Origin of the sequence: Micromonospora rifamycinica, assembly GCF_900090265.1 — a bacterium.
GTDB lineage: Bacteria > Actinomycetota > Actinomycetes > Mycobacteriales > Micromonosporaceae > Micromonospora > Micromonospora rifamycinica.
The window spans coordinates 1,620,437-1,643,902 of sequence record NZ_LT607752.1; the positions used below are offsets into that span (position 1 = coordinate 1,620,437).

Below are 23,466 nucleotides of genomic sequence, written 5' to 3' on the forward strand. Positions count from 1 at the left end.
CCTCGTCGTGCCGTTGTCAGATGTCACGCGAACCGCCACCCGCCTGCGGCGGACACGAGCCAGCCGCTAGGTGTGCCGCCCGGTGTTGACCCCGCCGGAGATGTCGGCGTTGGTCGCCTCCACGCTGGCCAGGAGCTGGCCCAGCTCCCGCAGGTCCTCCTGGTAGCCCTGCGGCACCGCGCCCAGCAGCCTGATCAGGTCCGCGCCGACCGACGCCTTCGGCAGGTTCGCCACGATCTCGTCGATGTCCGCGTACGGTTCCCCGACGAGCCCGGGATGGTCGGTGTCGCTGTTGCGCAGCGCCTGCTGGACCCGGTCCAGTTCCTCGGTGAACGGGTCGAAGTTCGGGTTGGTGAGCCGGCCCGTGTCGGCGCCGATCGGTCCCTCGGCGGGGGCCATCAGTGGGCTCCGGCCGGGGGCGACGGCGTCGGGTCGTCGGTCGGCCCGGCCGTCCGGAACATCTCGGTGAGCAGCTTGTCCATCGGCAGCGGACCGTGCTCCGGGTCGGCCCCGCCGGTCAGCAGGTCGATCATGGGCAGCCCGGCGGGGAGCATCGACTCGAACGCGGCCACGGTCCGGGCCATCGCCTCGCCCCGGGCCGCCTCGATCGTGTCGACCAGCAACTCGCCCAACTCCGGGCCGGCCATCGACCGGTACGCCGAGGTCGGAAACTTGATCGCCGTGACCGCCCCCCGGCTGTCCACGGTCACCGCCACCGCCCGGTTCTTCGCGGTGACCGTGCTGTAGACGGTGTGCAGGCCACCCTGGATCTCGTCGATCGCGGCCTTCTGCCGTTCGAGTTCGGCGAGCGCCTGCTCGACCTGGTTGGACAACGGGCTCGACATGTCCTCACCTCCTGAGGGATCGGTGGTTCGTCTGGTGCGGGGCACCGCCGACGACGGTCGTCCGTCGCCCGGTGCCGCCGGTCAACCTCGGCCGTGCGCCTGCTCGCGGCCGTGGACCACCGGGCCGGCGGCGGGGACCTCCCCCACCTCCACCGGCGTCGCCGCCGGCCGCCGCCTCGGCGGGTCGGTGCGGCCGACCACCGCCGCCGTACACGTCGGGTCGGCTCCCCACGACTGGTCGTCCTCGGTCAACCGGGTACTGCGGCGCGCGTCGTCGCCGGTCCCCCGGCCCCCCGGGGCACCGACCGACGGCAGGAGCGGTGGCCCGACCGGACGGCCGCCGAGCGGCCCGGCCGTTGGGGAGCCGCCGCCCGTCGCGCTCGACATACCCTGGCCGCCGGCCCCACCCGACGTCCCGACGCCGGGCAGTCCCGACCCTGCGGGTGAGCCCGCACCGCCGGCGCCGCCGAGCGGACCGGCGAGCAGGGCGGCGAGTTCCCGGCCGACGGCGGAGCCGCCGAGCGCCGCACGGGACGGCAGGGCGACCGGCCCGTCGGCCAGGTCGCCGATGTCGACGCCGCCGTCGGCCCAGTCGCCCAGCGCCCCGCCGGAACGGCGGTCGCCGTCCGGGACGCCGCCCGCGACGCGCCCGCCGATCACCGGGCCGACGCCGCCGGCCAGGCCACCCACCCCGGCGAGCGCGCCGCCACCCCAGCCGCCGACGCCGGTACGCCCGAGGGCGGCGACCGCCCCGACGCCGTCGCCGGCCAGCCCCGAGGTGCCGATCTCCGCGGTCACGCCCGGGGAGCCGGCGGCGCCGGAGCCGCCGGCCGGGTTCCCCGCGCCGAGGGTCGAGAAGCCCGCCCCGCCGAACCCGCCGCCACCCAGCGCACCGACCGCACCGATGGCCACCGGGCCACCGGTCGGCATCCCCCCCGACCCGCCGGCCGCCGAGGAGGAGGAGAACGCCAGGTCCGACCCCCCACCCCCGGAGGCACCGGAACCGGTCCCGTCGAACCCGGCACCGTCGAACCCGGTGCTGGTGAACCGCACCTCGTCGCGGGGCGGCGGGCCGTCGGTGGGACCGTCCGGGGAACCCGACGGCGGTGGCGTGCCGCCGCCGGACGGACCCGTGAACCGGTTGACGATCCCGCCGGTTTCCCGCAACGCGGCGACGAGCTGGGCCAGTGCGTCGCGCATCGCCAGGTCGAGCCGGACGAGCTGCCGCAGCCAGGCGGTGCGGAGCAGCACGTCGAGCCCGGTCCAGCCGGCCGCGGTGGTCAGGTCGAACGTGCCGCCGACCGGCCCGGTGCCGTAGGTGTCCGGGATGGTGACCCGGACCGCGTTCAGGCTGCCCTGGTCGGCCTGCGCGAGGACGCTGCGGACCGTGCTGAACAGCGTGGTCGGGTGGTACGTGTTGAACCACTGGTGGGTGTGGTCGCTGAACTCCCGCCAGGCGTCGTTGATCCGCTCGCGGAACATCAGCAGGTCGTTCGACTGCCGGAAGACCCGGTCCGACCAGGCGTTGGCCTCGTTCGTGGCGTTCATGTCCCGGGTGAGCCGGTCGATGTCGGCGTGCAGGGTGGTCAGCGCCGCCACGAAGACCGCCGAGGCCGACCCCGCGAAGCCGGAACCGGTCCCGTTGATCCCGTCGCGTAGCACCCGTAGCTCGGCGGCGGTGGTGAGCAGCGTCTGCTCGACCCGCCAGAGCAGGTTGCCGGCGTCGGTGAAGCTGCGTTCACTGAACCAGCCGTTGGCGCCGGCGTACAACCGGGTGAGGGCGTTGACGCTCGCCCGGTAGAAGCTGTCGAACGCGGTGGCCGGTGGCGGGCCGCCGGTGCCCTCCCAGAAGGTGACGTGGCCCCGCACGATCTCCCACAGGTCGCGCTGCGGGTCGTCCACTCCGGGTCCGATCCGGCGGTAGCCCATCAGTTCCCGGTCCCCGGGGTCGACCGTGGGGCGGGTGCCCCGGTCCAGCTCCTGGGTACGTCGTTCGACGAACCGGACCCAGGAAACCCCGTGACCGGCGACCAGGTCGCGGTCGATCAGGGTGCCGCTGCCCTGGTCGGTACCGTCGCGGCCCTCGTTGAGGACGTCCTGGAGCATCCGTTCCCAGGTCCAGCCGGTGTACTCCGGATTCGGGGCGGTCATCGCGCGGCCCGCCCGGGTCGCCGGTCAGCCACGGCGACGTCCCGTCGTACGGGTGGGGCCGGGCGACTGACCGGGTCGGCGTGGTGCGGCCGGCACCGTGACGGCCGGTTGCTCGGACGTCTCGGTCCGGCCGATGACGGCCATCCCGCACTCCGGGTCGGTGCCCCAGACGTCCTCCTCCTCTTCCAGCCAGGTCTTGCGCTCACGGTCCTTCTCCCCCTGTTGACCGCCCCCACCCATGCCGCCCATGCCACCCATCGGGGGCATCATCGGGAACCCACCGGCCGACGAGGAGGCGGCGTCCGTGCCGCGCGCCCCGGTGCCGCCGGGTCCGAGGCCTGCCGGCTCACCGAGCAACGCGGCCAGTTCGCTGCCGAGCGCCACCCCGCCGGTCGAGGATTCGCCCGGGGAGCCGCCGCCCAGGTTGCCGACGTCGACGCCGTCCACGTCGGTCGGGAACTGAGCCGACGGGGTGGTCGTGTCGCCGCCGAGGCCACCCGCCCCGCCGCCCCTGACCCCGCCCACGCCACCCGAACCGCCTGAGGAACCCAGGCTGCCCGACCCACCCAGCACGGGGGGCAGGCCCGGAACTACGACACCGCCGCCCAGCCCGGGGACGCCGAGCCCGCCGCCGGTGCCGCCACCGGCCGAGCCGGAGCCCGTGCCACCGCCGAGCAGGTCGTCCCAGTCGGCGCCGCCGAGCCCGCCGGTCGACCCACCGGTGCCGAGGTCACCGCCACCGACACCCGAGCCACCGCCCAGACCCAGATCGCCACCGAGCCCGAGGCCGGACCCCCCGCCGAGCTCACCCCCGCCCTTACCGAGGTCACCACCGCCACCCACGCCCAGGTCACCACCGCCACCCATGCCCAAGTCACCGCCACCGCCCATGCCCAGGTCACCACCACCGCCCACGCCCAAGTCACCACCACCACCACCCACGCCCAAGTCACCACCACCACCCACGCCCAGGTCACCACCACCACCCACGCCCAGGTCACCACCACCGCCCATGCCGGGTCCGCCACCGCCGTTCAGATCCGGACCGTTGAGGTTGGGGGTGCCCACCGGCGGCGGGGTGGCGCCGGTGGTGGTCGGTGGGGGCGAGATGACGCTCACCAGGTGGGTGACGGACCGCAGCCGGGTGGTCAACCGCGCCAGCTCGGTACGCATCGTGGCGTCCAGCTCCCGCAACTGGCCGAGCCAGGCACCCTTGATCATGTTGTCGACGCTCTGCCAGCCGGCCTCGGTCATCAGGTTGAAGGTGCCGCTGTTCACCGTGCCGTTGCCGTACGCGTCCGGCAGGGTGATCGTGACCTGGCTGAAGTTACCCGTCCTGACCTCGGTGATGATCTTCTTCAACGAGTCGATCAACGTGGTCGGGTTGTAGCCGTTGAACCACTGGAACGTGTGGTCGCTGAACTCCCGGAACGAGCTGGCGATCTTGTTGCGGAAGGTCGTCATGTCGTCGACCACGTCGTCGACCTGGTCGGACCAGGCCCGGTCGGCGCTGCTGGCGTTCATGTCGACGGAGAGCCGGTGGACGTCCCGACGCAGGTTCGCCACCGCCCCGATGAACACCCCGGAGGCGTTGCCCTGGAACCCGGAGGCGTCGTCGCCGACCCGGTCCAGGATGGTCTTCAGCTCCCGTTCGGTGCTGATCAGGCTGCTCTCCACGTCGTGCAGCATCTTGGCCGCGTCGGTGAAGCTCTTCCAGCTGAACACCGGGTTGGTGCCGCTGGTCAGCCGCTGCAACGCGCCCTCGCTGGACTTGTAGAAGGTCTCGAAGGCGCCGCGCGGGGAGGGTGCCCCCTCGGTCTGCGAGTCGTTGAAGACGATCTTCACCTGGATGAACTGGGTCCGGGTGGTGTAGTGGGGCTGCCCGTCCCGCAGCGAGCCGACCGAGCTGATCCGGTAGAGGAAGAACTCGTTGCCGTCGAGCGAGTCGATCCGGTTGGTCATGTCACCGTCGCTGGGCGGCTGCGAGGACTCGGTCACGTTGTCCAGGTGGTCGACAAGACGCAGCCACCGGACGTCCGGACCGGCCACCAGCTTGCGGTCCAGCATGGTGCCGCTGGTGCCGTCCGGCCCGTCCCTGCCCTCCCCCAGCACGTTCTGGAGCATCGACTCCCAGGTCCACTGGGCCATGTCCTGGTACGGGGCGGTCACCGGGTCACGCCGTCGGGTTGGGAGTGGGGTTGGGCGAGGTGCCGGTGCCCGGCAGGTACTCCAGGAACCGTTCGGCGGTGACCGCGTTGAGCGACTCGATGTACTCCGAGTTGGCCAGCAGCTCGGTCAGCCCGACGGCGAGGCTGTTCATCGTGGTCCGGTGGCTGGTCATCCGGGCCAGCAGGGTGTCCCCTGTCTTGTTGATCTGGTCGCGGATGGTCCGGCCGGGCTCGAAGTTGTTCGTCCCGGCCGAGACGACCAGGTCACGCAGCGTCTGCGAGACGTACTGGCCCTGCCCGGAGGTGGCGGTGTCGACCGCGTCCCGCAGGCTGTTGAGCTTCGCGATGAGCTGGTTGATGTACGGCTCGTCGATGACGATCGGCATCGGTTCCTCCGTTGGGTGAGGGTGGGCGGGCGGCCCGGGACCGCCCGCCGCACCGGGGGTCAGACGTTGCCCTGGAACAGCGCGGCGCCCCGCGCGTCGCCCAGCCGGTAGTTGTCGTGGATCTGGTCCAGCCGGGACGAGGCGTCGGCGAGCGCCTGGCGCATCTCGGTGATCCCGGTGTTCCACTTGGCCTGCGCCGCGGTGAACGCCTCCCGGGTGTCACCGGAGTTGGCGTTGACGTACGTCTGGACGACGGTGTTGAGCTCGTCGATCGCGTTCTGGATGCTGGTGGTCACGCCCTGCAGCTCGGCCGAGCTGTCCAGCAGCCCGTTGGGGTTGAGTCCGTACGACGGCATGGATCGTCCTTTGTGAGGGTTCGGTCGGTGGTCAGGTCCAGCTCGCGGAGAGGGCGTTGTCCTGCTCCACCTGTGCGCTGGTCTGGTAGTGCGAGGTCATCGCGGTGTTCAGGTCGAGCAGCCCCTGCTTGACCTTGCTCAGCCCCTCCAGCCACTGCTGGATCGAGGTGGTGAAGGTCGTCTTCGCCTCCCCGCGCCACTGGGTGTCCAGGAAGCTGGACGTGTTGTCGACGGCGCGCTGTGCCGCGTCGCACTGGGCGTCGGTCTGGTTCATCGCCGAGATGGTGTTGCGGATGGTCTGCTCGTCTACCTCGTTGCCGAGTGGCATCGGCGCTCCTTCCGGTTCGGGCGGTCGCGGCGGTTCCGCGCCGCCGGCTGCGCTGGCCGGGCCGGTCTCATCCGACGACCCGGGCCGGGTCGAGGGCGGGACCGGTCGGCAGCAGGTCGATCAGTTCCGGGGCGACGACGGTCGCGACGGCGGGGGGGTAACCCAGCCGCTCCGCCACCGCCGCACCGGCGAGCGGGTACTTCACCCCGGCATCGGTCACCAGGTGGTAGCCGGTGCCGGGCTGCCCGGCGCGGCCGGCGACCACCAGTCCGCCGCGTCCGGGCGCGACCGCCACCGCGTCGGCGGTGTGCGCCGTCCGGGTCACTCCCACGCCGCCGCGGACGATGCCGGCCGCCGGCACCGGCCGGGCCGCCACGACCTGCGGTCGTCCGTCGGCACCGAACCGCAGGCACCAGGTGAGGCCGGCGGGACGGACGGCCGCCGTCGGGGCCACCGCCGGCAGCTCCCCGGCCAGCGGCGGTCGGGCCACGAGCGGCAGCCGGGCCAGCGCCGCCGGGCTCAGCACGGTCGGGACCACCGCCCGACCGCCATACCCGGCCACGGTCGCCGGGTCGGCGGCCAGCAGCGCGTACGCCAGCGGGGTCAGCCGGGCCAGGCCGTCGCGACGCAGCAGGTAGTGCCGTTCCGCCCCGTCCGCCGGCCGGGCGGTGAACAGCTGACCGATCCGGGTCGGCTGACCGTCGACCATCGGCCCGGCCGCGCCGCGCCCCGGCACCGCCACCGGCCCCAGGTCCGCCCCGGCCGGGATCAGGTCCAACCAGGCCGCCGGTACGCTCACCGGCGGCCCGTCGTGACCCAGCACCGCCGGTAGCCACGGTGCGGTGAGCCGGAAGCGGTGACCGTTCCAGATCAGGTAACCGGCGGTCGGGTCAGCCGTCGGCCGGACCAGCACCGCCCGGTCGGCGGCCAACGGCGTCCCGTCGACGGCCGGGGCGACGGCGAGGGTGAGCGCGGTCGTCTCGGTGCCGGCCAGGTCCGTGGCGCTGGGCGCGCACGCCGTCCACCGGGCACCGGCCAGGCCACCGGTCGGCAGCACGTCGGGGGCGCCGACGATGCCCAACGGCTGCCCGTGCGCCACCCCGCGCAGCGACTTCGCCGACACGGTGACCACGGCGAGTTCCTCGCCGAGCAGCAGCCGGGCCGAGGCGTAGTTGAGCACCGGGCGCAGCCGCCCGTCCAGGTAGAGGTAGCGCGAGCCGGTCTCCTTCTCCACCACCAGCGACCCGGCCTTGCGCCAGGCGGTGGCCCCGCCGGGGGCGAAGAAGCCGTACAGGGTGAAGCCGCCCACCACCAGCGCGGCGACCAGGACCCCGGCGAGCAGGCCGACGGTGGTACGCCGGTGCGGCGTCTCCAGGCCGTCCGGCTCCCCGGCCACCAGCGCGGCGGTGAGCCGGCCGAGCAGATGGGACTGCGCCTGCACCTGGTCACGTCGGGACTGCACGACCTCAGCCCCCGATCGCCCGGAAGTAGTCGTACACGTGCAGGACGGCGAGCCCGATCGGCAGCAGCGCCACCGCCGCCGCGGTCAGCGTCAGGTCACCGACCCGCCCCCAGTACGGCGTCACCCGCCGCCCGGGGAGGCTGCGCCCGGCCAGCAGCAACGCCGGTACGGCGACCGGCAGCACCGCCAACGCCAGCACCCGCGCCAGCGGCCCCGCACCGGCCAGGGCGTCCACGGCGACCGCGACGAGCCCCACCAGCGCCGGCACCGCCTGGGTCAGCCGGTGCCAGGCGCTGGTCATCGGTCGGGCGTTGAGCAACCAGACCAGCGCGACCAGCATCACCAGGGTCACCTCCGCCCACCCCGCCCGGTGCGCCACCGGCAGCAGCGCCACGGCGGTGGCCGTCGCCAGGCCGGCGTACAGGGCGGTCATCAGCCGGTCGACGGCCCGCGCCCGGTCCATCAGCGGGCCGGCGGGTTCCGGGTCGATGTCCTCCTGGAGGTGCTCGGGTCGGGTCGGCAGCGGGGCGAGGCGCATCCCGGCCAGCCGGAACGCGAACAGGGGCACGGTCAGCACCAGTGCGGTCGCGGCCAGCGCCACCACCGCGCCGGACTGCGGCCCGGTCAGCCCGCCGACCGTGGCGGCGGCCCCGCCGAGCACCCCCAGCAGCAGCGCGACGGAGCCGGCGACGAACAGCGGGGTGGCCGCGCCGAGCAGGCCGGCGGCGAGCACCGCCACCGCCGCCCCGGTGGCGGTCCCGCCGAGCACCTGCGGCCCGGTCGTCCCCGCGCCGACCGCCCCGCCGTCGCCGGGCAGCACCAGCCCGGCCAGGCCGGCGTAGCCGGTCGCGGCGACGGCCAGCAGCACGCCGAACCCCCGCTCGGCGGCGGCCCGGACCACGGCGGCCCCGCCGCCCAACGCCACCGCCGCCACCGCCAGCGCCGCCACCGCCCGCAGCGGCACCGGGCCGGGCAGCGCCAGGGCCACCAGCCCGACGGCGAACAGCAGCCCGGCCAGCCCCAGCACCACCGGGCGGACCAGCTCGGGACGCCACCGGCCGGGGCGGTCCCGCACCCCGGTCGCCATCCCGTCGACGAGGTCGTCGAAGTCGACCTCGGGCAACTGGTCGGCGCGCGGACGCAGGTACACCAGGTCGCCGTCGTGCAGGTCGAGCGCGGCGACGCTGCTCTCCTCGTCCAGCGGGGCCGAGCCGGCACGTTGCAGGACCCAACCGCCGTGGCTCAACCCCGTGTCGGCCAGCCCGTCGCCGAGGTGGTGCAGCAGCGCCGGCAACAGGTCGGCCACGACCACCCCGACCGGCACGGCGACCTCGATCTGCCGGCTCGGTCCGCGTACGACCAGCCGGCACATCTGCTCGGTCTCGGTGCCTGTCACGGCCCCTTCAACGGCAACCGCCCGAGAACGTTCAACGGCCCGGCGGAATTTTCTTCGCCCGCCGACGGACCCCGGCCGGAAAGCGGGATCGACCCGGATCGGCCCGTGCTCCGTTGTGGAGGGGGGCCGACGGCCCGGGTGGAGGGAGACGAGCATGGGGACGGTGCTGTTCCGGCGGCCGGCACGACGCAGCGGGCCGGAGATGCCGACCGGGGAGTTGACCCTCCAGGAGCCGCCGGAGCTGAGCGAGCCGCAGCACAACGGCGCCCGGCAGGCGATGATGGTGCTGCCGATGGCGCTGATGACCGGCGTGATGATGCTGATGTTCATGGGTCCGTCACGGGGTCCGTTGACCTGGGTGATGGCCGGCATGATGGCGGTCGCCATGGGCGGGGTGATGATCGGTTCGGTCATCGCCAGTGGTGGGGAACGCAAGCAGCGGCACGGCGGCGACCGCCGCGACTACCTGCGCTACCTCGCCCAGCACCGCCGTCGGGCCCGCCGGTTCGCCCAGGACCAGCGGGACTCCAGCCTGTGGCGGCACCCTGACCCGGCGTCGCTGTGGTCGCTGGCGATGACCACCCGCCGCTGGGAGCGCCGCCCCACCCACCCGGACTTCCTGGAGATCCGGGTCGGCACCGGTGAGCAGCGGCTGGCGGTCCGGATCGCGCCGATGCAGACCAAACCGGTCGAGGACCTCGAACCGGTGGCCGCGAAGGCGCTGCGTCGGTTCATCCGGGCGTACAGCACCCTGCCGGACCAGCCGGTGGCGCTGTTCCTGCCGGGCTTCGCCGAGATCCGGGTGACCGGGGACCGGACGGCCGCGCGGGCGCTGCTGCGGGCCCTGCTCACCCAGCTCGGCGCGTTGCACGCACCGGAGGAGGTCCGGGTGGCGCTCTGTGTCGACCCGGACGGGCTGGCGGCCTGGGAATGGGTCAAGTGGCTGCCGCATACCCAGCACCCCACCGAACAGGACGCCGCCGGGGCGACGCGGCTGGCCGCCGACGGGATCGAACGCCTCGAACGGCTGCTCGGCGCGGAGTTCACCGGCCGCCCCCGCTACGAGCCGGGCGTCACCCCCGACCGGGACGAGCCGTACGTGGTGGTGGTCCGCGACGGCGGCCGGGTGCCCGCCGGTCACCGGCTCACCACCGGCGGCTACCGCAACGCGGTCTTCGTCGACCTGGACGACCCGCCGGTGGCCACCGGGAAGGGCATCCTCAACCTGGAGGTCGCCGACGGCACGCTGACCATGCTCGGGCGGGACCGGGTGGGCCAGGAGACCCGGCAGGTGCTCGCCGCACCGGACCTGCTCGGCCCGGCGGCGGCCCGCACGGTCGCCCGGCTGCTGTCGCCCTACCGGCTGGCGGTCAGCACCGAGCTGGCCCCCGAACCGATGAAGGCCGACTTCGACCTCGGCACCCTGCTGCGGGTGCCCGACCTGGAACGGTTGGAGCTGGCCGCGTTGCGCGACCGGCGCGGGCCGGACGAGCGGCTGCGGGTGCCGATCGGGGTGGACGCCACCGGGGCTCCGGTCGAGCTCGACATCAAGGAGTCCGCCCTGGGCGGCATGGGCCCGCACGGGATGCTGATCGGCGCGACCGGCTCCGGCAAGAGCGAGCTGCTGCGCACGCTGGTGCTGGCGTTGGCCGTCACGCACTCCTCGGAGACGCTCAACCTGGTCCTGGTCGACTTCAAGGGCGGGGCCACCTTCCTCGGCCTGGACCGGCTGCCGCACACCTCGGCGGTGATCACCAACCTGGCCGACGAGGCGTCGCTGGTCGGCCGGATGCGCGACGCCCTGCACGGCGAGCTGGTCCGCCGGCAGGAGCTGCTGCGGGCCGCCGGTGGCTACAGCTCGGTGCTGGAGTACGAGAAAGCCCGGGCCGGCGGCGCCCCGCTGGACCCGCTGCCCACCCTCTTCGTGGTCGTCGACGAGTTCTCCGAGCTGCTCGCCGCGCACCGGGACTTCATCGACCTGTTCGTCATGATCGGGCGGCTCGGCCGTTCGCTGGCCGTGCACCTGCTGCTGGCCAGCCAGCGCGTCGACGACGGCCGGATCGGGCAGTTGGAGTCGCACCTGTCGTACCGGATCGGGTTGCGGACCTTCTCGGCGATGGAGTCCCGCTCGGTGATCGGGGTGCCCGACGCCTACGAGCTGCCGGCCGCCCCGGGCAACGGCTACCTGCGGATGGACGTCTCGACCCTGCTCCGGTTCAAGGCCGCGTACGTCTCCGGGGAGTACCGTCCCCGCCGGAGCCGGGTCCGCCAGGACGTGGTCCAGCGACAGGTGGTGCCCTACCGGCTGGACCTCGTGCCGGTCGGCGCACCGGCCCTGCCGCCGGTGGACCCCGCGCCGCCCGCCGACCCGGCCGAGCCGGAGCCGCCCGCCGCGCGCAGTGTCTTCTCGATCGTCACCGACCAACTGGTCGACTCCGGGCCGCCGGCCCATCAGGTCTGGCTGCCGCCGCTGGCCGACTCCCCCACCCTGGACAGCCTGCTCACGGCGCTGACCCCGGATCCCGACCTCGGGCTGGTCGCCGCCGACTGGCCCGGCAACGGCCGGCTGGTCGTCCCGCTCGGCTTCATCGACAAGCCCTACGAGCAGCTGCGCGACCTGCTCACCGTGGACCTGTCCGGGGTGGGTGGACACATCGGCGTGGCGGGCGGCACCCGCAGCGGCAAGAGCACCCTGATCCGGACCCTGATCTGCGCGTTGGCGCTGACCCACCGCCCCACCGAGGTGCAGTTCTACTGCCTGGACTTCGGCGGCGGCACGCTGGGCACCGTCGCCGGGCTGCCGCACGTGGGCAGTGTCGCCGGCCGGCTGGACACCGACCGGGTCGGCCGGACCGTCGCCGAGGTCACCGGCCTGATCAACCAACGGGAGCGGCGCTTCACCGAGCAGGGCATCGACAGCATCCAGACCTACCGGCAGTCACGGGCCGACGGCCGGATCACCGACGACCCGTACGGCGACGTGTTCCTGGTGGTCGACGGCTGGTTCACGTTGCGGCAGGAGTTCGAGCCGCTGGAGGTCGCGCTGCGGCAGATCGCCGCCCGGGGGCTCAACTTCGGCGTCCACCTGATCGTCAGCGCGGCCCGCTGGTCGGAGGTCCACCACAGCATGCGCGACCAGCTCGGCATCAAGCTGGAGCTGCGCCTCGGCGACGCCGTGGACTCCGCCATCGACCTGCGGCTGGCGGCCACCGTGCCGCGTGCGCCGGGGCACGGCCTCACCCCGGAGAAGCTGCACTTCCTGGGGGCGCTGCCGCGCATCGACGGCGTGCCGGATCCGTCGAGCACGGCCGAGGGGGCACGGGAGCTGGCCGCCACGGTCGCCGAGTTCTGGCACGGACCGGTGGCCGCGCCGGTACGTACCCTGCCGGCGGTGCTGCCCGCCGCCGACCTGCCGCCCGCCGAGGGCGACCTGTGGATGCCGCTCGGCCTGGACGAGTCCGACCTCAAGCCGTACTGGCACGACTTCGCGGAGCTGCCGCACCTGACCGCGCTCGGCGACAGCCAGAGCGGCAAGACCAACCTGCTGCGGCACCTGGCCCGCCTGATCGTCGGCCGGTTCACCCCGGCCGAGGCGCGCATCCTGATCGTCGACTACCGACGGCAGCTGTTCGACTCGGTGCCGGCCGAGTACCGCCTCGGCTACTCGGTCTCCACCGACTCCACCCGGGAGACCGTCGCCGACGCCGTGGTCGGCCTCAAGGGGCGGCTGCCGGGTAAGGAGATCAGCCCCGAGCAGTTACGCCGCCGCGACTGGTGGACCGGACCCCGGCTGTTCGTGCTGGTCGACGACTTCGAGATGCTCGCCGGGCAGGACAACCCCCTGCAGCCCCTCATCCCGTACGTGCCGCACGGGGTGGACATCGGGCTGCACGTGGTGGTGGTCCGGGGTACCGCGAACCTGATGCGGATGTCGATGGACCCGCTGCTGCGTCGCCTCCAGGAGGCCAGCAGCCCGGACCTCGCCCTGTCGTGCCCGCCGACCGAGGGGCCGTTGCTCGGCGGGGTGAAGGGCCGGCACCTGCCGCCCGGCCGGGCGATGGTGCTGACCCGGCGCGGGCACCGGATGATCCAGACCGGGTACGTCGAACCCGACCCGGGTGTCAGTTCCGTCGACGGCGACGCAGGCCGACGGTGAGGGCGGCGAGCGCGAGGATCGCCGCCAACGCGGCGACCGCGCCGGCCGGGCTCCGCCGCTGCACGGTGCTGGCGACACCGGCCGACCGGGCGTTCACCGCCGCCGCCGGATTGATCATGCCCCAGCCGTACCACGGGTCGGGGCGACCCGGGGAGACCGCCGCGGCCCCGTCCGCCGTGGCCCTGACCCGGGCCGCCGCCTCGACGGCGTCCAACCGGGGCTCGCTGGACCGGACCAGGGCGACCAGCCCGGCGACGAACGCCGCGGCGTAGTCCGCGCCCGTGCCCTGCACCTCCCCCGACCCGATCCCGACGCTCACCACGTCCACGCCCGGGGCCACCACGTCGACCTCTCCCGGGCGGTGCACCTCGGCCAGCCGGTCGTCCGGCCCGACGGCGCCGACCCGCAGCACCCCCGCCGGCAGGTCGGCACCCTTCGCCGCGGTCGCCGCCCGCGCCGCCACCACCACGGTGGTGCCCCCGGCGACCGCCGTACGCAGCGCCGTCACCACCCGGCTGTCGGTGGTGTCCACCGCAGCGCCGATCAGCGCGACCCCGGCCCGCGCCGCCGTCGCCGCCCGCAGCGCGGTCACCAGGTCGGTCGAGTCCGCCACCCCGGCGGACGTCCCGATCCGCACCGGCACGATGGTCGCCTCGGGGGCGAGGCCGACGAAGTCGGTGCCCCGCTGCGCGGTGGCGGCGACGATGCCGGCCATCGCCGTGCCGTGTCCGGTGCAGTCCCGGTCCCCCCGGGAGCCGCCGCCGGCATCGGCCGAGGCGTCCGCTCCGGGCCGTACCCGGCCGTCGAGGGCCGGCGGTGTGCCGTCCACCCCGGAGTCGATGACGGCGACCGCGACCCCCGCACCCCGGCCACGGGTCCAGGCCACCTCCGGGGTCAACCGCAGTTGCGCCCAGGGCACCCCGCCGATCCGCCGCTTCGGGGCGACCGTGCAGACCACGGCGCTGGCCGGCGGGCCGGTCGGCCGGGGACTGCTCGACGCCCTCGGCCGCGCCGGGGTGAACACCGGCAGCGGCCCGTAGCTGACCTCGGCGCCGACGGCGTCCCACGGCAGCACCAGGAGCCATCCCCGCCGCAGCACGGCCGGATCGGTGACCGGGACGCCGTCCGGCTGGACCCGTCCCTTGTTGAGGGTGAAGATCTCCAGGTACCGCTGCGCGTCACCGAGCACCCGCAGGGCGATCTCCCAGAGGTGCTCGACCCGGCCCTGCTCCGCGCCGACCACCACGTACTTCACGAACCCGGTCGGTGTGCCGCCCGCACCGGGCGCAGCCGCCGGGGCGACGGTGGGGGGCGTGGGCACGCCGGTGGCCACCGCCGGGGTCACCGCGACCACCGTCGACGTCAGGATGCCGAGCCAGCACAGCAGCAGAGCGGGCGAGAGTCGGGTCCGGCGGCGTCCGGTCGCCGGCAGCGGGCGGGACAGCGGTACCTCCCAGCGTCGTCGGGGTGCGCCCAGGCTACGGCGTCCCCGCTGCCGGCCCGGTGTCCGGTCGATTGCGATTCGGCCAACCGGACACGGGGGCGGCGAACCCGGGCTGAACAGATCGCCGGTCGCCGCCGTTGTAGGCACCGGCCGGGACGGGCTCCGCCCGGCCCGGACGAAGGAGGAACCCGTGCACCTGCCGACCGGCACCACCGGTGCCAGGCGACGACCGGCCACCGGGCGCGACGCCGGCACCCACCGGGCGCGGCGCGGCCCGCTGGTGCTGACGGCGGCGCTGCTGGCCGCCCTCGCGCCGGCCGCCTCTCCCGCCGCCGGGGCGGCACCCCCCGGCGGGACACCGGACGCGCCGACGCCGTCCGCCGCCACCGCGTCCGGGAGGTACTACGTGGTGGGACCGCCGGTCGGCGGGCAGCGGGAGTACCTCTACCAGATCGCGGCCGGCACCCTCGGCGACGGGAACCGGTACCGGGAGATCTTCGTGCTGAACCAGGGCCGCCGCCAGCCCGACGGCGGACGGCTGACCGACCCGGTCGAGCTACGCCCCGGCTGGGTGCTGGCGCTGCCCCTCGACGCGCGCGGGCCGGGTGTCCGCACCGGACCGCTCCCGACCGGCGGGGCCGTCGGCGCACCGCCGGCCGCCGACGAACCGGGGCACCCGGAGCGCCTGGTCGGCGTCGCCGGGCTCGCCGCCGTCGCGCTGCTCGTCGCCACCCTGCTGCGCCGGCCGGCCCGGCGTCGCCGCGCGCTCCCGGCGGGCGCCACCCGGCTCGCCCTCGACGTGGGCTGCCCCGCGCCGCTGCTCCCGCCGACCCCGGTCCCGCCGCCGCCGGTCCCGGCGCCACTGGTCCCGGCACGACTGGTCCCGCCGACCCCGGTCCCGCCGCCGCCGGCTGCCGGGACCGACGGCGACCTCGACACCGAGGTGACCTCCGCCGTCGGCACGCTGGCGGTCCGGCTGCCCACGGTGGCGTCCGGGGGCGGGCCGGCGTACCACGTCTGGCAGCTCCCGGCGCAGCCCCCACCGCCGATGCGGCTCCCGGTCCGGCTGGGCCGGCGGCGGGGCTGGGCGCTCTGGGTCGACCTGGCCGGCACCCCGGACGTACTCACCGTGACCGGCCCGGCGGGGGCCGCCGGCCAGCAGGCCCGGACGATTGCCGAGCGGGTCCACGCCGCCGGGCACACGGTCACCGTCGTCGGTGACCTGTTCGGGGCGGACCTGCCCGCCGGATGGGTGCACCGGTCGGTCTTCCCCGCCGACGTGGCGGACCTGCCGGCCGGCCCCGGGGTGCTGTGCAGTGCCGCCCTGTCCGGTCCCGAGCTGGCCTTCGCCCGGCAGATCACCACCCTGACCGGTCACCAGCTGGTACCGGTCGTCGTCGGCCGGGCGATGCGGGCCCGGTGGTCGGTGACGGTCCGACCGGCCACCGGCGGCCCCGACGCCGAACTCGTCGACGCCGCCGCGCCGGGCGGCGGGTTCCCCGGCGACGGCGGTGAACCGTGACCGGCGTCGCCCCGTTGTGGGACGGGGGCGTCGCGCCGACGACGCCCGGCGGGTCGGGGCGTCGCGCCGACCGGCGCCCGCCCGCCACGAGGAGACGGTGGATGACCCGGTTGCTGGTTTCGTGGACGCGGTCGCTGTGGTGCCTGGTGGCGACCGGCGCGCTGGCGCTCGCCCCGCTCACCCCGGTCCGCGCCGCGCCCCCACCACCGCCGGCCTACGTCAAGTACTACCCGGTGGCGGCGGCGTCGGAGGGCAGCGTGACGGACCTGTCCGGGGTGGCCGCCCGGTTCCTGGCCGACCCCGGCCGGGCGGACGAGATCTACCGGCTCAACGAGGGCCGCCGGCAACCGGATGGCGGCGCCCTCACCGCCGTCGGGCAGCGGCTGGTCCCCGGCTGGCTGCTGGTGCTGCCCTGGGACGCCTTCGGCGAGGAGGTCCGCTACGGCCTGCTCCCGGTGGACCCCCCGAAGTCCCCGCCGGCCCGGCCCGGCCCCCGCGGGGGTGGGGCGGCCTGCGTCGCCGCCTCCTCCGGCGACGGCAACCCGAACTGGGCCGACGCGCTGCTCTCCCCGGCGCGGGCCTGGCCCCACAGCACCGGGGCCGGGACGCTGGTGGCGGTGCTCGACTCCGGCGTCGACGGCGACCTGCCGGCCCTGGCCGGGCGGATCTCCCACGGTTCCGACATCCTCACCGGCAAGGCCCGCGCCGACACCGACTGCCTGGGTACGGGCACCGCGATGGCCAGCGTGATCGCGGCCGACCCCGGTGACGACCCGGCGACGGCAGGGGTGGTCGGGGTGGCCCCCGAGGCGGCCATCCTGCCGGTCCGGATCGTCTCCGGGGCGACCGACGCCGAGCCGGCCCGGGTCGCCCTCGGTATCGAGGTCGCCGTCTCGGCCGGCGCGACCGTCATCGCCCTGGGCGGGTACGCGAAGCTCACCGATCCCGCCGTCACCGAGGCGGTCCGCTCGGCCGTGGCGCACGACGTGGTGGTCGTCGCCCCCGCCACCACCGCCGACGGCAGCGCGGCACCGGCCCAGGAGGGCCTGCTGCGGGTGGCCGGGGTCGGTCCCGACCTACGGCCGGTGCTGGCGTACCCGGCAGGCGGGGTCGACGTCGTCGCGCCCGGCCTCGACGTGGCGACGCTGGGCGTCGGTGGCACCGGGCCACACGTCCGCAGCGGCACAGAGTACGCCGTCGCCTACGTCGCCGGCACGGCCGCGCTGGTCCGCGCGGCGTTGCCGGGGACGCACGCCATCCAGGTGGCCCGCCGGATCACCGCCACCGCCGACCCGGGAACCCGGTCGAGTCCGGGCCCCGAGAACGGCTGGGGCATGATCGACCCGCTGGCGGCGGTCAGCCCCGCCCCGGCTGCGGCGGCGAACCCGGCCGGCGGCCGCCCGTCCACCGCGCTGGCGTTGGTCGCCGCCGGGCTCGGGCTCCTCCTGCTGACCGTGGTGGGGGTGTTCGCCCGGCGGTCCCGGCGGCTCACCGCCCGGCACCCGGCCGACGCCGTACCGGCGGGCCTCCCGCCCGACGCCCCGCCGGCGGGCCTTCCGCACGGGGCGGCACCCCACCGGTCGACCATCCGGCAGCAACCGCCGGCACCGCGCGAGCCGGGGTCGCTGCCGTGACCGGTGCGGCCGGGGTCGCCGCGCTGCTGGTCGCCGTCGGGGTGCTCGTCGCCCCGCCGGTCGCCGCCGCCGGGGCCGAGGATCCGCCGCCGCTGCCCACGACGGCGGGCCGCTGCGTCGGGCCGTCCCCGGTGACCGCCCGCGCGACCCCGTGGGCGGTGCGCCTGCTCGCCCCGCAGGCCATCTGGCCGTTGACCCGGGGTGCCGGGGTGGTGGTCGCCGTCGTGGACACCGGGGTGAGCGCCGCCGCGCCCGCCCTGGCCGGGGCGGTACGCGCGGGTGCCGACGTCACCGGAGGCCGGGCGGACAGCGACTGCGCCGGGCGGGGCACCGCCCTGGCGGGCATCGTCGCGGCCCGTCCGGCCAGCGGGGTGGGCACCACCGGGATCGCGCCGGACGCCGAGATCCTGCCGGTCCGGATCACCGACCCGAACCGCCGGACCAGCCCGGCCCGGCTCGCCGCCGGCATCCGGCTCGCCACCACCGCCGGGGCGGACGTGATCCTGGTCGGCACCGGGGTCGCCACCGCCACCCCCGAGTTGGCCGACGCCGTTCGGGCCGCGGTGGACCACGACGTCCTGGTGGTCGCCGCCGTCGACGACCGGGTGCAGCAGTCCGGCGGGGAGCCGCCGGTCGGCTACCCCGCCGCGTTCCCGACGACCCTGGCGGTGAACGCGATCGGCGTCGACGGGGAGGCCGGTCCGGTGGCGGCCGGCGCCGGCACCGATCTCGCCGCCCCGGGTGCCGGGCTCGGGACCGCTCCGCAGGGGTCCGGTCACTACCGGGTGGGCGGTCCGGCGGTGGCCGCCGCGCACGTCGCCGGGGTCGCCGCGCTGATCCGGTCGTATCATCCCGAGCTGACCCAGGCGGAGGTGCGCGCCCGTCTCGAACGGACCGCGATCCCCGCGCCGGGCGACGGGCCGGACCACGGGTTCGGGGCCGGGACGCTCGACGCGTACGCGGCGGTCGCCGCGCTCGCCCCCCGCCAGGCGGCCCCGCCGGTGCCGGCCCCGGTCGGTCCGGTCGTCCTTCCCACCGCCCCCGGGCCGTCCCGGGCGGCCCGGGTGGCGGGCCTGACCGCCCTCGGCGCGCTCGTGGCGACCCTGCTCGTCGCGGCTGCCGCGCTCACCCGCCGGGGTTCCGGTCGGGCCCGGCCCGCGCGGCGGATCCGGGCCGGCTCCGGGTGAGGACCCGGCGGCGGGTGAGGCCCGGGGCCGGCGGCGGTCGGCTCAGTCGGTGGCTGCCCCGGAGGCGCCCCGGGCGCCGGTGACCGCGCGGTGCCAGGTCCGCAGCGCGTCGGCGAACTCGGCCGGCGCGTCGGACTGGAGGTAGTGCCCGGCACCGGCGAGTTCGACCACGGTGGCGTCGGGCAGTTCCCGCCGCCAGCGGTCCAGCTCCGTCCGCCGGAACGCGATGTCCCGGTCGGCCCAGAGCAGCAGGGCGGGCTTGTCCCGTAGCAGGGGCAGGCCGGCCTCGACGTCGGCGAGGAACGGCGCGCTGTGGACGATCTCGCGGGGCAGCACCGCGGAGGCCTGCCGCCGCTCGGGGGTGGCCAGGGCCGCCCGGTAGTGCCGCATCTCGTCGCGGGTGAGGGAGCGTCGCCGGTGACCGGCCGGGATCATCAGATTGACGCAGAGGTTCGCGTGCCGGATCCACCAGCGGCCGACCGGGCCGCCCATCAGCGCGGAGAACCGGGCGAAGTGGCGGTCCCCGGTGACCGGCCACGCCCAGGTGTTGCCGAGCACCAGGCCGGTGAAGCGGTCGGGCCGGCGTTCGGCGACGCGCAGGCCGATCGGGCCACCCCAGTCCTGCGCGACGAGCACGACGTCGGTCAGGTCGAGGTCGATCACGAACTGCTCGATCACCGCCGCGAGGGAGACCGGCCGGCCGTCGAAGCCGGCGGGGGCCTCGGAGAGCCCGAATCCCGGCAGGTCGGGCGCGACGAAGCGGAACTCGCCGGCCAGTCGGGCGATGACGTTGCGCCACACGAACGACCAGGTGGGGTTGCCGTGGAGCAGCAGCAGGGTCGGTCCGTCGCCTTCGTCGACGTAGTGGAGCCGGTGGCCGGCGACGTCCCGCGTCCCGTGCCGGAACGGGTACAGCTTTCGATCGATCCAGTCCGGCGTCACCGATGCCATCCGGCCTCCCACCCGCGAATAATGGTTTATAATTTAAACCGTAAGGGGCCCGTGGGGAGGAGCGCAAGGATGTCGGAGTACCACCAGTTCTGCGGCCTGGCGCGGGCACTCGACGTGATCGGCGACCGCTGGAACCTGCTGATCGTGCGCGAGCTGCTCATCGCCGACCGGCGTCACCACGAACTCCGGTCGGCCCTGCCGGGCATCGCCACGAACCTGCTCAGCGCCCGCCTCCAGCACCTCGCCGACGCCGGCATCGTGCAACGCTGCGACGAGGCGGGACGCAAGGCGGTCCGCTACCGCCTCACCGACCTCGGGCAGGGACTCCGCGGACCGGTACGCGAGCTGGTCCGCTGGGGGGCCGCCTTCATGGCCACCGGCCCCGCGCCCGACGACACGGTCCGACCGCAGTGGCTGGGCCTGGCCATCGAGGCGCTGCTCCCGGCGACCGGGCTACCCACCGGGGCCGCGATCGGCGTGCACGCGGACGGGCTCGACTTCACCGTCCGGCTGACGGCGGGCGGTCCCCGGGTCACCGCCGGCCGGGACAACGGGGCCGACGCCACCGTCGACGGACCCACCGCCGCCGTCCTCGGTCTCTTCTCCGGTGCGCTCGCCCCGGGGTCACCGGCCGCCCGCGCCATCGAGATCCGGGATCCGCACGGGCTGCTCGCCCGGGTTCTCGCCACCCCGGCCGACGCCGCGCAGCCGTAGTGCGGGCAGTCCGCCCGAGCCACCACCCCCGTGGCCCCGGGACGGCCGCCCGCCCACCGCCCCGGACCGGCGGAAATCCGACGGCCGGGCGACGGCCGCCGGCCGGTAGGATCGGCCGGTGGACCTGCACGACATCTCCGCCCGGCTCGGGGTGCCCGTCGAGGAGGTCGAGCGCGTGCACCGGCTCGCCGGTGACCGACCGTCCGCCCCGCTGCCCGCCAGGGCCGACGCGCCGGCCCTCCTCGACCGGCTCGCGGTACGCCCGGACGACGCCGCCGAGATCATGGCCGGCTGGCCCGATCCCGACTCTCCGTCGTGGACCCCGGAACTCCGGTGGCTGCTCGACCGTTCGTCCGCCCTGGTCCGGGCCGACCTCGGCGGTTACGACTGGCTGTCGCCCGGCCCGGAGCTGCCCCGTGACCGGGGCCCCGCCTGGCGGCACCTCTACGTCTACGGCTTCCTCGCCCTGGTCGACGTGGTCACCGAATTCCACCGCGAGCACGGCATCGCCGGCCCCGTCTCCTGGGCGACCCTCGCCGACCTGGGCCGCAACCTGGCGATCGACCGCCGGATGGACCGCGAGGGCTGGGCGGTCATGCAGAGCTGGCTGACCCTGCACGCCCGTGGCGGCCTCTACGAGCTGGGCCGGCTCCAGCACCAGCGCGGTGGCGAGGCCATCGACCTGCACATCCCGGACGCCGGGCCGTTGACCCCGGAGGCGGTCGACGCGTCGCTGGACGAGGCCCGGGAGTTCTTCCCCCGGCACTTCCCCGACGAGCACTACACCGCCTTCTCCTGCGGTTCCTGGCTGCTCGATCCGCAGCTCCGCGACTACCTCCCCGAGGACTCCAACATCATCCGTTTCCAGCGCCGGTTCGTGTTGCAGCCCTACGTGGCGCAGGACGGGCCGGACGCCGACGTCGAGGTACGCCGGTTCGCCTTCCGTACGCTCAGCACGCCCCTCGACCAGCTGCCCCGGCGTACCGTGCTGCAACGCGCGATCGTCGACCACCTGACGGCCGGCGGCCACTGGCACTGGCGGCACGGCCGCTTCCCGATCTAGCGCGGGGGCGGCCGGGCCGGTCGGCCGGCTCGGGTGCCGGACCACCCCCCACCGTGTCCACGGTGGACGGTCCCGCGCGGAGGATGATCACACCGGGGACGAGCGCGACCGGTCGGGACCGTCGTCGGCGCGGGGCTGCTCCAGCCGCCCGGCGATCCGTTCGAGGGCGGCGAGGTCCCGAGGGGCCAGCCGGTCGATGAGGTGCCGCCGTACCGACTCGACGTGGACCGGCGCGGCGTCCCGGAGGGCGGCCAGACCCGGCGCGGTCAGCACGAGCAGGCAGCCCCGGCCGTCGGCCGGATCCGGGGCGCGGCGCAGCAGTCCGCGTGCTTCCATCCGGCTGGCGTGCCGGGACAGCCGGCTGCGGGACCAGCCCATCTTGTCGGCCTGGTCGCCCAGCGTGCCGGTCTGCGCGTGCTGCTCCGAGAGGGTGCTCAGCACCTCGTAGTCGGCTTCGGAGAGGCCGATTCCCGCCAGGTCCCGCGCGGTGCCGGTCTGGACGGCGACCATCGCCCGCCGCCAGGCCCGCCAGGCCCGTTCCTCGGCCGGCTCCAGCCAGCGGGCCGACCCCGACTTAGTTGACATGTAATCAACCTAGCATCTAGCCTTCGTTTCCATGTCAACGAGACCGCTTCGCATTCTGGCGCTGACCTGCAGCACCCGCCCCGGCGCGCTCGGCCCCCTGGTGGGGAGATGGCTGGTCGACGCGGTCTCCTCCCGGGCCGCCGAGCTCGACGTCGAGGTCGTGCCGGTGGCCCTCGGCGACCTGGGCCTGCCCTTCCTCGACGAGGAGGAGTCACCGGCCTCGGGGGTCTACCGGAACGAGCACACCCGCCGCTGGAGCGCGACGGTCGCCGCGGCGGACGGCTTCATCGCGGTCACCCCGGAGTACAACCACGCGATGCCGGCGACCCTGAAGAACGCGCTGGACTACCTCGGCAGCGAGTGGGCGTGGAAGCCGATCGGCTTCGTCAGTTACGGCTACACCGCGGCCGGCACCCGGGCGGTGGCACACGCCAAGCAGGTGGTGACGACGCTGCGCCTGGTCCCGACGGGCGCCACGGTCGCCATCGGCATCGGCGACGCGGTGGTGGACGGTCGGCTGCGGCCGGACGCCGGCCGGGGCGCGGCGGCCACCAACCTGCTGGACGAGCTGGTCCGGCTCGCCCACGCCCTGCGGCCGATGCGCGAGCGCGGGCAGGCCGACAGCGTGCCCGGCCCACTGCCGGGCTCCTACGCGCGACGGCTGACCCCGCACGACGCACCCGAGGTCACCGTGCTGCAACGGTGCTGCTGGACCGAGGAGGCGGTGGCCAACGACACGCTGGCCATCGCGCCGCTGCACGAGTCGCCGGAGGAGGTGCGGGAGTGGCTGGCCAGCTGGCACACCACCGGCGTCTGGCGGGACGGCCGACTGCTGGGCATGGTGCGGACCCGCACCGACGGCACCGACTGCCACGTGGGCCGGCTCGCCGTCGTGCCCGACCTGCGCGGCCGGGGCCTGGGCCGGTGGTTGCTGCAGGCCGCCGAGGCCGCCGCCGGGCCGCAGTGCCGCCGGATCCTGCTCTTCACCGGCACCCGGAGCCTGCGCAACATCGACCTCTACCGGAGCGCGGGCTACCGGACGGCGGAACCGGACAGCCCGGACGGCACGGTCTGCCTGACCAGGGAGCTGGCCGGGGCGACCGGCTGACCACCCCGGG

Annotated in this window: 19 protein-coding genes; 7 read left to right on the top strand and 12 right to left on the bottom strand. The window is 75.4% G+C overall.

Annotated features, from left to right (window positions below; all coding sequences use genetic code 11):
* Positions 1-66: 66 nt before the first annotated feature.
* The 9 genes from GA0070623_RS06690 to eccD all read right to left on the bottom strand — a co-directional run bounded on the left by GA0070623_RS06690 (position 67) and on the right by eccD (position 9,092).
* Positions 67-399 carry a hypothetical protein gene (locus GA0070623_RS06690; protein ID WP_067307512.1) on the bottom strand — a complete coding sequence of 111 codons (333 nt, stop codon included), beginning with the start codon at positions 397-399 and terminating at the stop codon, positions 67-69.
* A complete protein-coding gene (locus tag GA0070623_RS06695) occupies positions 399-845 on the bottom strand; it encodes a YbaB/EbfC family nucleoid-associated protein (RefSeq protein ID WP_067307516.1) in 447 nt (148 codons plus the stop codon). The genes GA0070623_RS06690 and GA0070623_RS06695 overlap by 1 nt, the downstream gene beginning before the upstream one ends.
* An 81-nt stretch (positions 846-926) precedes the next feature.
* Positions 927-2,996, bottom strand: coding sequence for a hypothetical protein (locus GA0070623_RS06700; protein WP_067307519.1), 2,070 nt, complete (start codon positions 2,994-2,996; stop codon positions 927-929).
* 24 nt (positions 2,997-3,020) lie between these two features.
* On the bottom strand, positions 3,021-5,165 hold the full coding sequence (locus GA0070623_RS31350) for a hypothetical protein (RefSeq protein WP_067307523.1): 2,145 nt from the start codon (positions 5,163-5,165) through the stop codon (positions 3,021-3,023).
* A gap of 4 nt (positions 5,166-5,169) precedes the next feature.
* Positions 5,170-5,550: a hypothetical protein gene (locus tag GA0070623_RS06710; RefSeq protein ID WP_067307526.1), complete on the bottom strand. Its 381-nt coding sequence runs from the start codon at positions 5,548-5,550 to the stop codon at positions 5,170-5,172.
* A 59-nt stretch (positions 5,551-5,609) separates the two neighbouring features.
* Positions 5,610-5,906, bottom strand: coding sequence for a WXG100 family type VII secretion target (locus GA0070623_RS06715; RefSeq protein ID WP_067307529.1), 297 nt, complete (start codon positions 5,904-5,906; stop codon positions 5,610-5,612).
* A gap of 31 nt (positions 5,907-5,937) precedes the next feature.
* Positions 5,938-6,234 carry a WXG100 family type VII secretion target gene (locus GA0070623_RS06720; protein ID WP_067307532.1) on the bottom strand — a complete coding sequence of 99 codons (297 nt, stop codon included), beginning with the start codon at positions 6,232-6,234 and terminating at the stop codon, positions 5,938-5,940.
* Between the two features lie 67 nt (positions 6,235-6,301).
* The gene (gene eccB, locus GA0070623_RS06725; RefSeq protein WP_067307534.1) at positions 6,302-7,696 is read right to left on the bottom strand and encodes a type VII secretion protein EccB; all 1,395 of its coding nucleotides are present in this window, start codon (positions 7,694-7,696) and stop codon (positions 6,302-6,304) included.
* 4 nt (positions 7,697-7,700) lie between these two features.
* Entirely contained in the window at positions 7,701-9,092 is a 1,392-nt protein-coding gene (gene eccD / locus GA0070623_RS06730) for a type VII secretion integral membrane protein EccD (RefSeq protein WP_157746952.1), read from the bottom strand.
* Between the two features lie 154 nt (positions 9,093-9,246).
* Between eccD and eccCa the strand changes: the two genes are divergently transcribed.
* Positions 9,247-13,248 (top strand): type VII secretion protein EccCa, encoded by a 4,002-nt coding sequence (eccCa, locus tag GA0070623_RS06735; RefSeq protein WP_067315312.1) that lies wholly within the window; start codon positions 9,247-9,249, stop codon positions 13,246-13,248.
* Here eccCa and GA0070623_RS06740 read toward each other — a convergent pair.
* Positions 13,214-14,593, bottom strand: a complete 1,380-nt coding sequence (locus GA0070623_RS06740; RefSeq protein WP_157746953.1) for a S8 family serine peptidase — start codon at positions 14,591-14,593, stop codon at positions 13,214-13,216. The two genes, eccCa and GA0070623_RS06740, sit on opposite strands and share 35 nt — an antisense overlap.
* A 289-nt stretch (positions 14,594-14,882) precedes the next feature.
* Between GA0070623_RS06740 and GA0070623_RS06745 the strand changes: the two genes are divergently transcribed.
* The 3 genes from GA0070623_RS06745 (at position 14,883) to GA0070623_RS06755 (ending at position 19,035) form a co-directional block, all read left to right on the top strand.
* A complete protein-coding gene (locus GA0070623_RS06745; protein ID WP_157746954.1) occupies positions 14,883-16,214 on the top strand; it encodes a hypothetical protein in 1,332 nt (443 codons plus the stop codon).
* A 101-nt stretch (positions 16,215-16,315) separates the two neighbouring features.
* Positions 16,316-17,848 (top strand): S8 family serine peptidase, encoded by a 1,533-nt coding sequence (locus GA0070623_RS06750; RefSeq protein ID WP_067303559.1) that lies wholly within the window; start codon positions 16,316-16,318, stop codon positions 17,846-17,848.
* Entirely contained in the window at positions 17,845-19,035 is a 1,191-nt protein-coding gene (locus tag GA0070623_RS06755) for a S8 family serine peptidase (protein ID WP_067303562.1), read from the top strand. The genes GA0070623_RS06750 and GA0070623_RS06755 overlap by 4 nt, the downstream gene beginning before the upstream one ends.
* A 42-nt stretch (positions 19,036-19,077) precedes the next feature.
* Here GA0070623_RS06755 and GA0070623_RS06760 read toward each other — a convergent pair whose 3' ends face one another.
* Positions 19,078-19,986 carry an alpha/beta fold hydrolase gene (locus tag GA0070623_RS06760; protein WP_067303709.1) on the bottom strand — a complete coding sequence of 303 codons (909 nt, stop codon included), beginning with the start codon at positions 19,984-19,986 and terminating at the stop codon, positions 19,078-19,080.
* A gap of 69 nt (positions 19,987-20,055) precedes the next feature.
* Between GA0070623_RS06760 and GA0070623_RS06765 the strand changes: the two genes are divergently transcribed.
* The gene (locus GA0070623_RS06765; protein WP_067303565.1) at positions 20,056-20,700 is read left to right on the top strand and encodes a winged helix-turn-helix transcriptional regulator; all 645 of its coding nucleotides are present in this window, start codon (positions 20,056-20,058) and stop codon (positions 20,698-20,700) included.
* A 118-nt stretch (positions 20,701-20,818) separates the two neighbouring features.
* Positions 20,819-21,763, top strand: a complete 945-nt coding sequence (locus GA0070623_RS06770) for an acyltransferase domain-containing protein (RefSeq protein WP_067303568.1) — start codon at positions 20,819-20,821, stop codon at positions 21,761-21,763.
* Positions 21,764-21,850: 87 nt separating this feature from the next.
* Here the strand turns inward: GA0070623_RS06770 and GA0070623_RS06775 are convergent, their stop codons facing one another.
* Positions 21,851-22,348 carry a MarR family winged helix-turn-helix transcriptional regulator gene (locus GA0070623_RS06775; protein WP_067303571.1) on the bottom strand — a complete coding sequence of 166 codons (498 nt, stop codon included), beginning with the start codon at positions 22,346-22,348 and terminating at the stop codon, positions 21,851-21,853.
* A gap of 100 nt (positions 22,349-22,448) precedes the next feature.
* Here GA0070623_RS06775 and GA0070623_RS06780 point away from each other — a divergent pair, with 100 nt between their 5' ends.
* Entirely contained in the window at positions 22,449-23,456 is a 1,008-nt protein-coding gene (locus GA0070623_RS06780; protein ID WP_231932809.1) for a bifunctional NAD(P)H-dependent oxidoreductase/GNAT family N-acetyltransferase, read from the top strand.
* Positions 23,457-23,466: the final 10 nt, after the last annotated feature.

What these genes read in the sequence shown, in the direction of transcription:
- GA0070623_RS06690 (WP_067307512.1), bottom strand. Translation starts at nt 399, where the DNA reads ATGGCCCCCGCCGAGGGACCGATCGGCGCCGACACGGGCCGGCTCACC.
- GA0070623_RS06695 (WP_067307516.1), bottom strand. Translation starts at nt 845, where the DNA reads ATGTCGAGCCCGTTGTCCAACCAGGTCGAGCAGGCGCTCGCCGAACTC.
- GA0070623_RS06700 (WP_067307519.1), bottom strand. Translation starts at nt 2,996, where the DNA reads ATGACCGCCCCGAATCCGGAGTACACCGGCTGGACCTGGGAACGGATG.
- GA0070623_RS06710 (WP_067307526.1), bottom strand. Translation starts at nt 5,550, where the DNA reads ATGCCGATCGTCATCGACGAGCCGTACATCAACCAGCTCATCGCGAAG.
- GA0070623_RS06715 (WP_067307529.1), bottom strand. Translation starts at nt 5,906, where the DNA reads ATGCCGTCGTACGGACTCAACCCCAACGGGCTGCTGGACAGCTCGGCC.
- GA0070623_RS06720 (WP_067307532.1), bottom strand. Translation starts at nt 6,234, where the DNA reads ATGCCACTCGGCAACGAGGTAGACGAGCAGACCATCCGCAACACCATC.
- eccCa (WP_067315312.1), top strand. Translation starts at nt 9,247, where the DNA reads ATGGGGACGGTGCTGTTCCGGCGGCCGGCACGACGCAGCGGGCCGGAG.
- GA0070623_RS06750 (WP_067303559.1), top strand. Translation starts at nt 16,316, where the DNA reads ATGACCCGGTTGCTGGTTTCGTGGACGCGGTCGCTGTGGTGCCTGGTG.
- GA0070623_RS06760 (WP_067303709.1), bottom strand. Translation starts at nt 19,986, where the DNA reads ATGGCATCGGTGACGCCGGACTGGATCGATCGAAAGCTGTACCCGTTC.
- GA0070623_RS06765 (WP_067303565.1), top strand. Translation starts at nt 20,056, where the DNA reads ATGTCGGAGTACCACCAGTTCTGCGGCCTGGCGCGGGCACTCGACGTG.
- GA0070623_RS06775 (WP_067303571.1), bottom strand. Translation starts at nt 22,348, where the DNA reads ATGTCAACTAAGTCGGGGTCGGCCCGCTGGCTGGAGCCGGCCGAGGAA.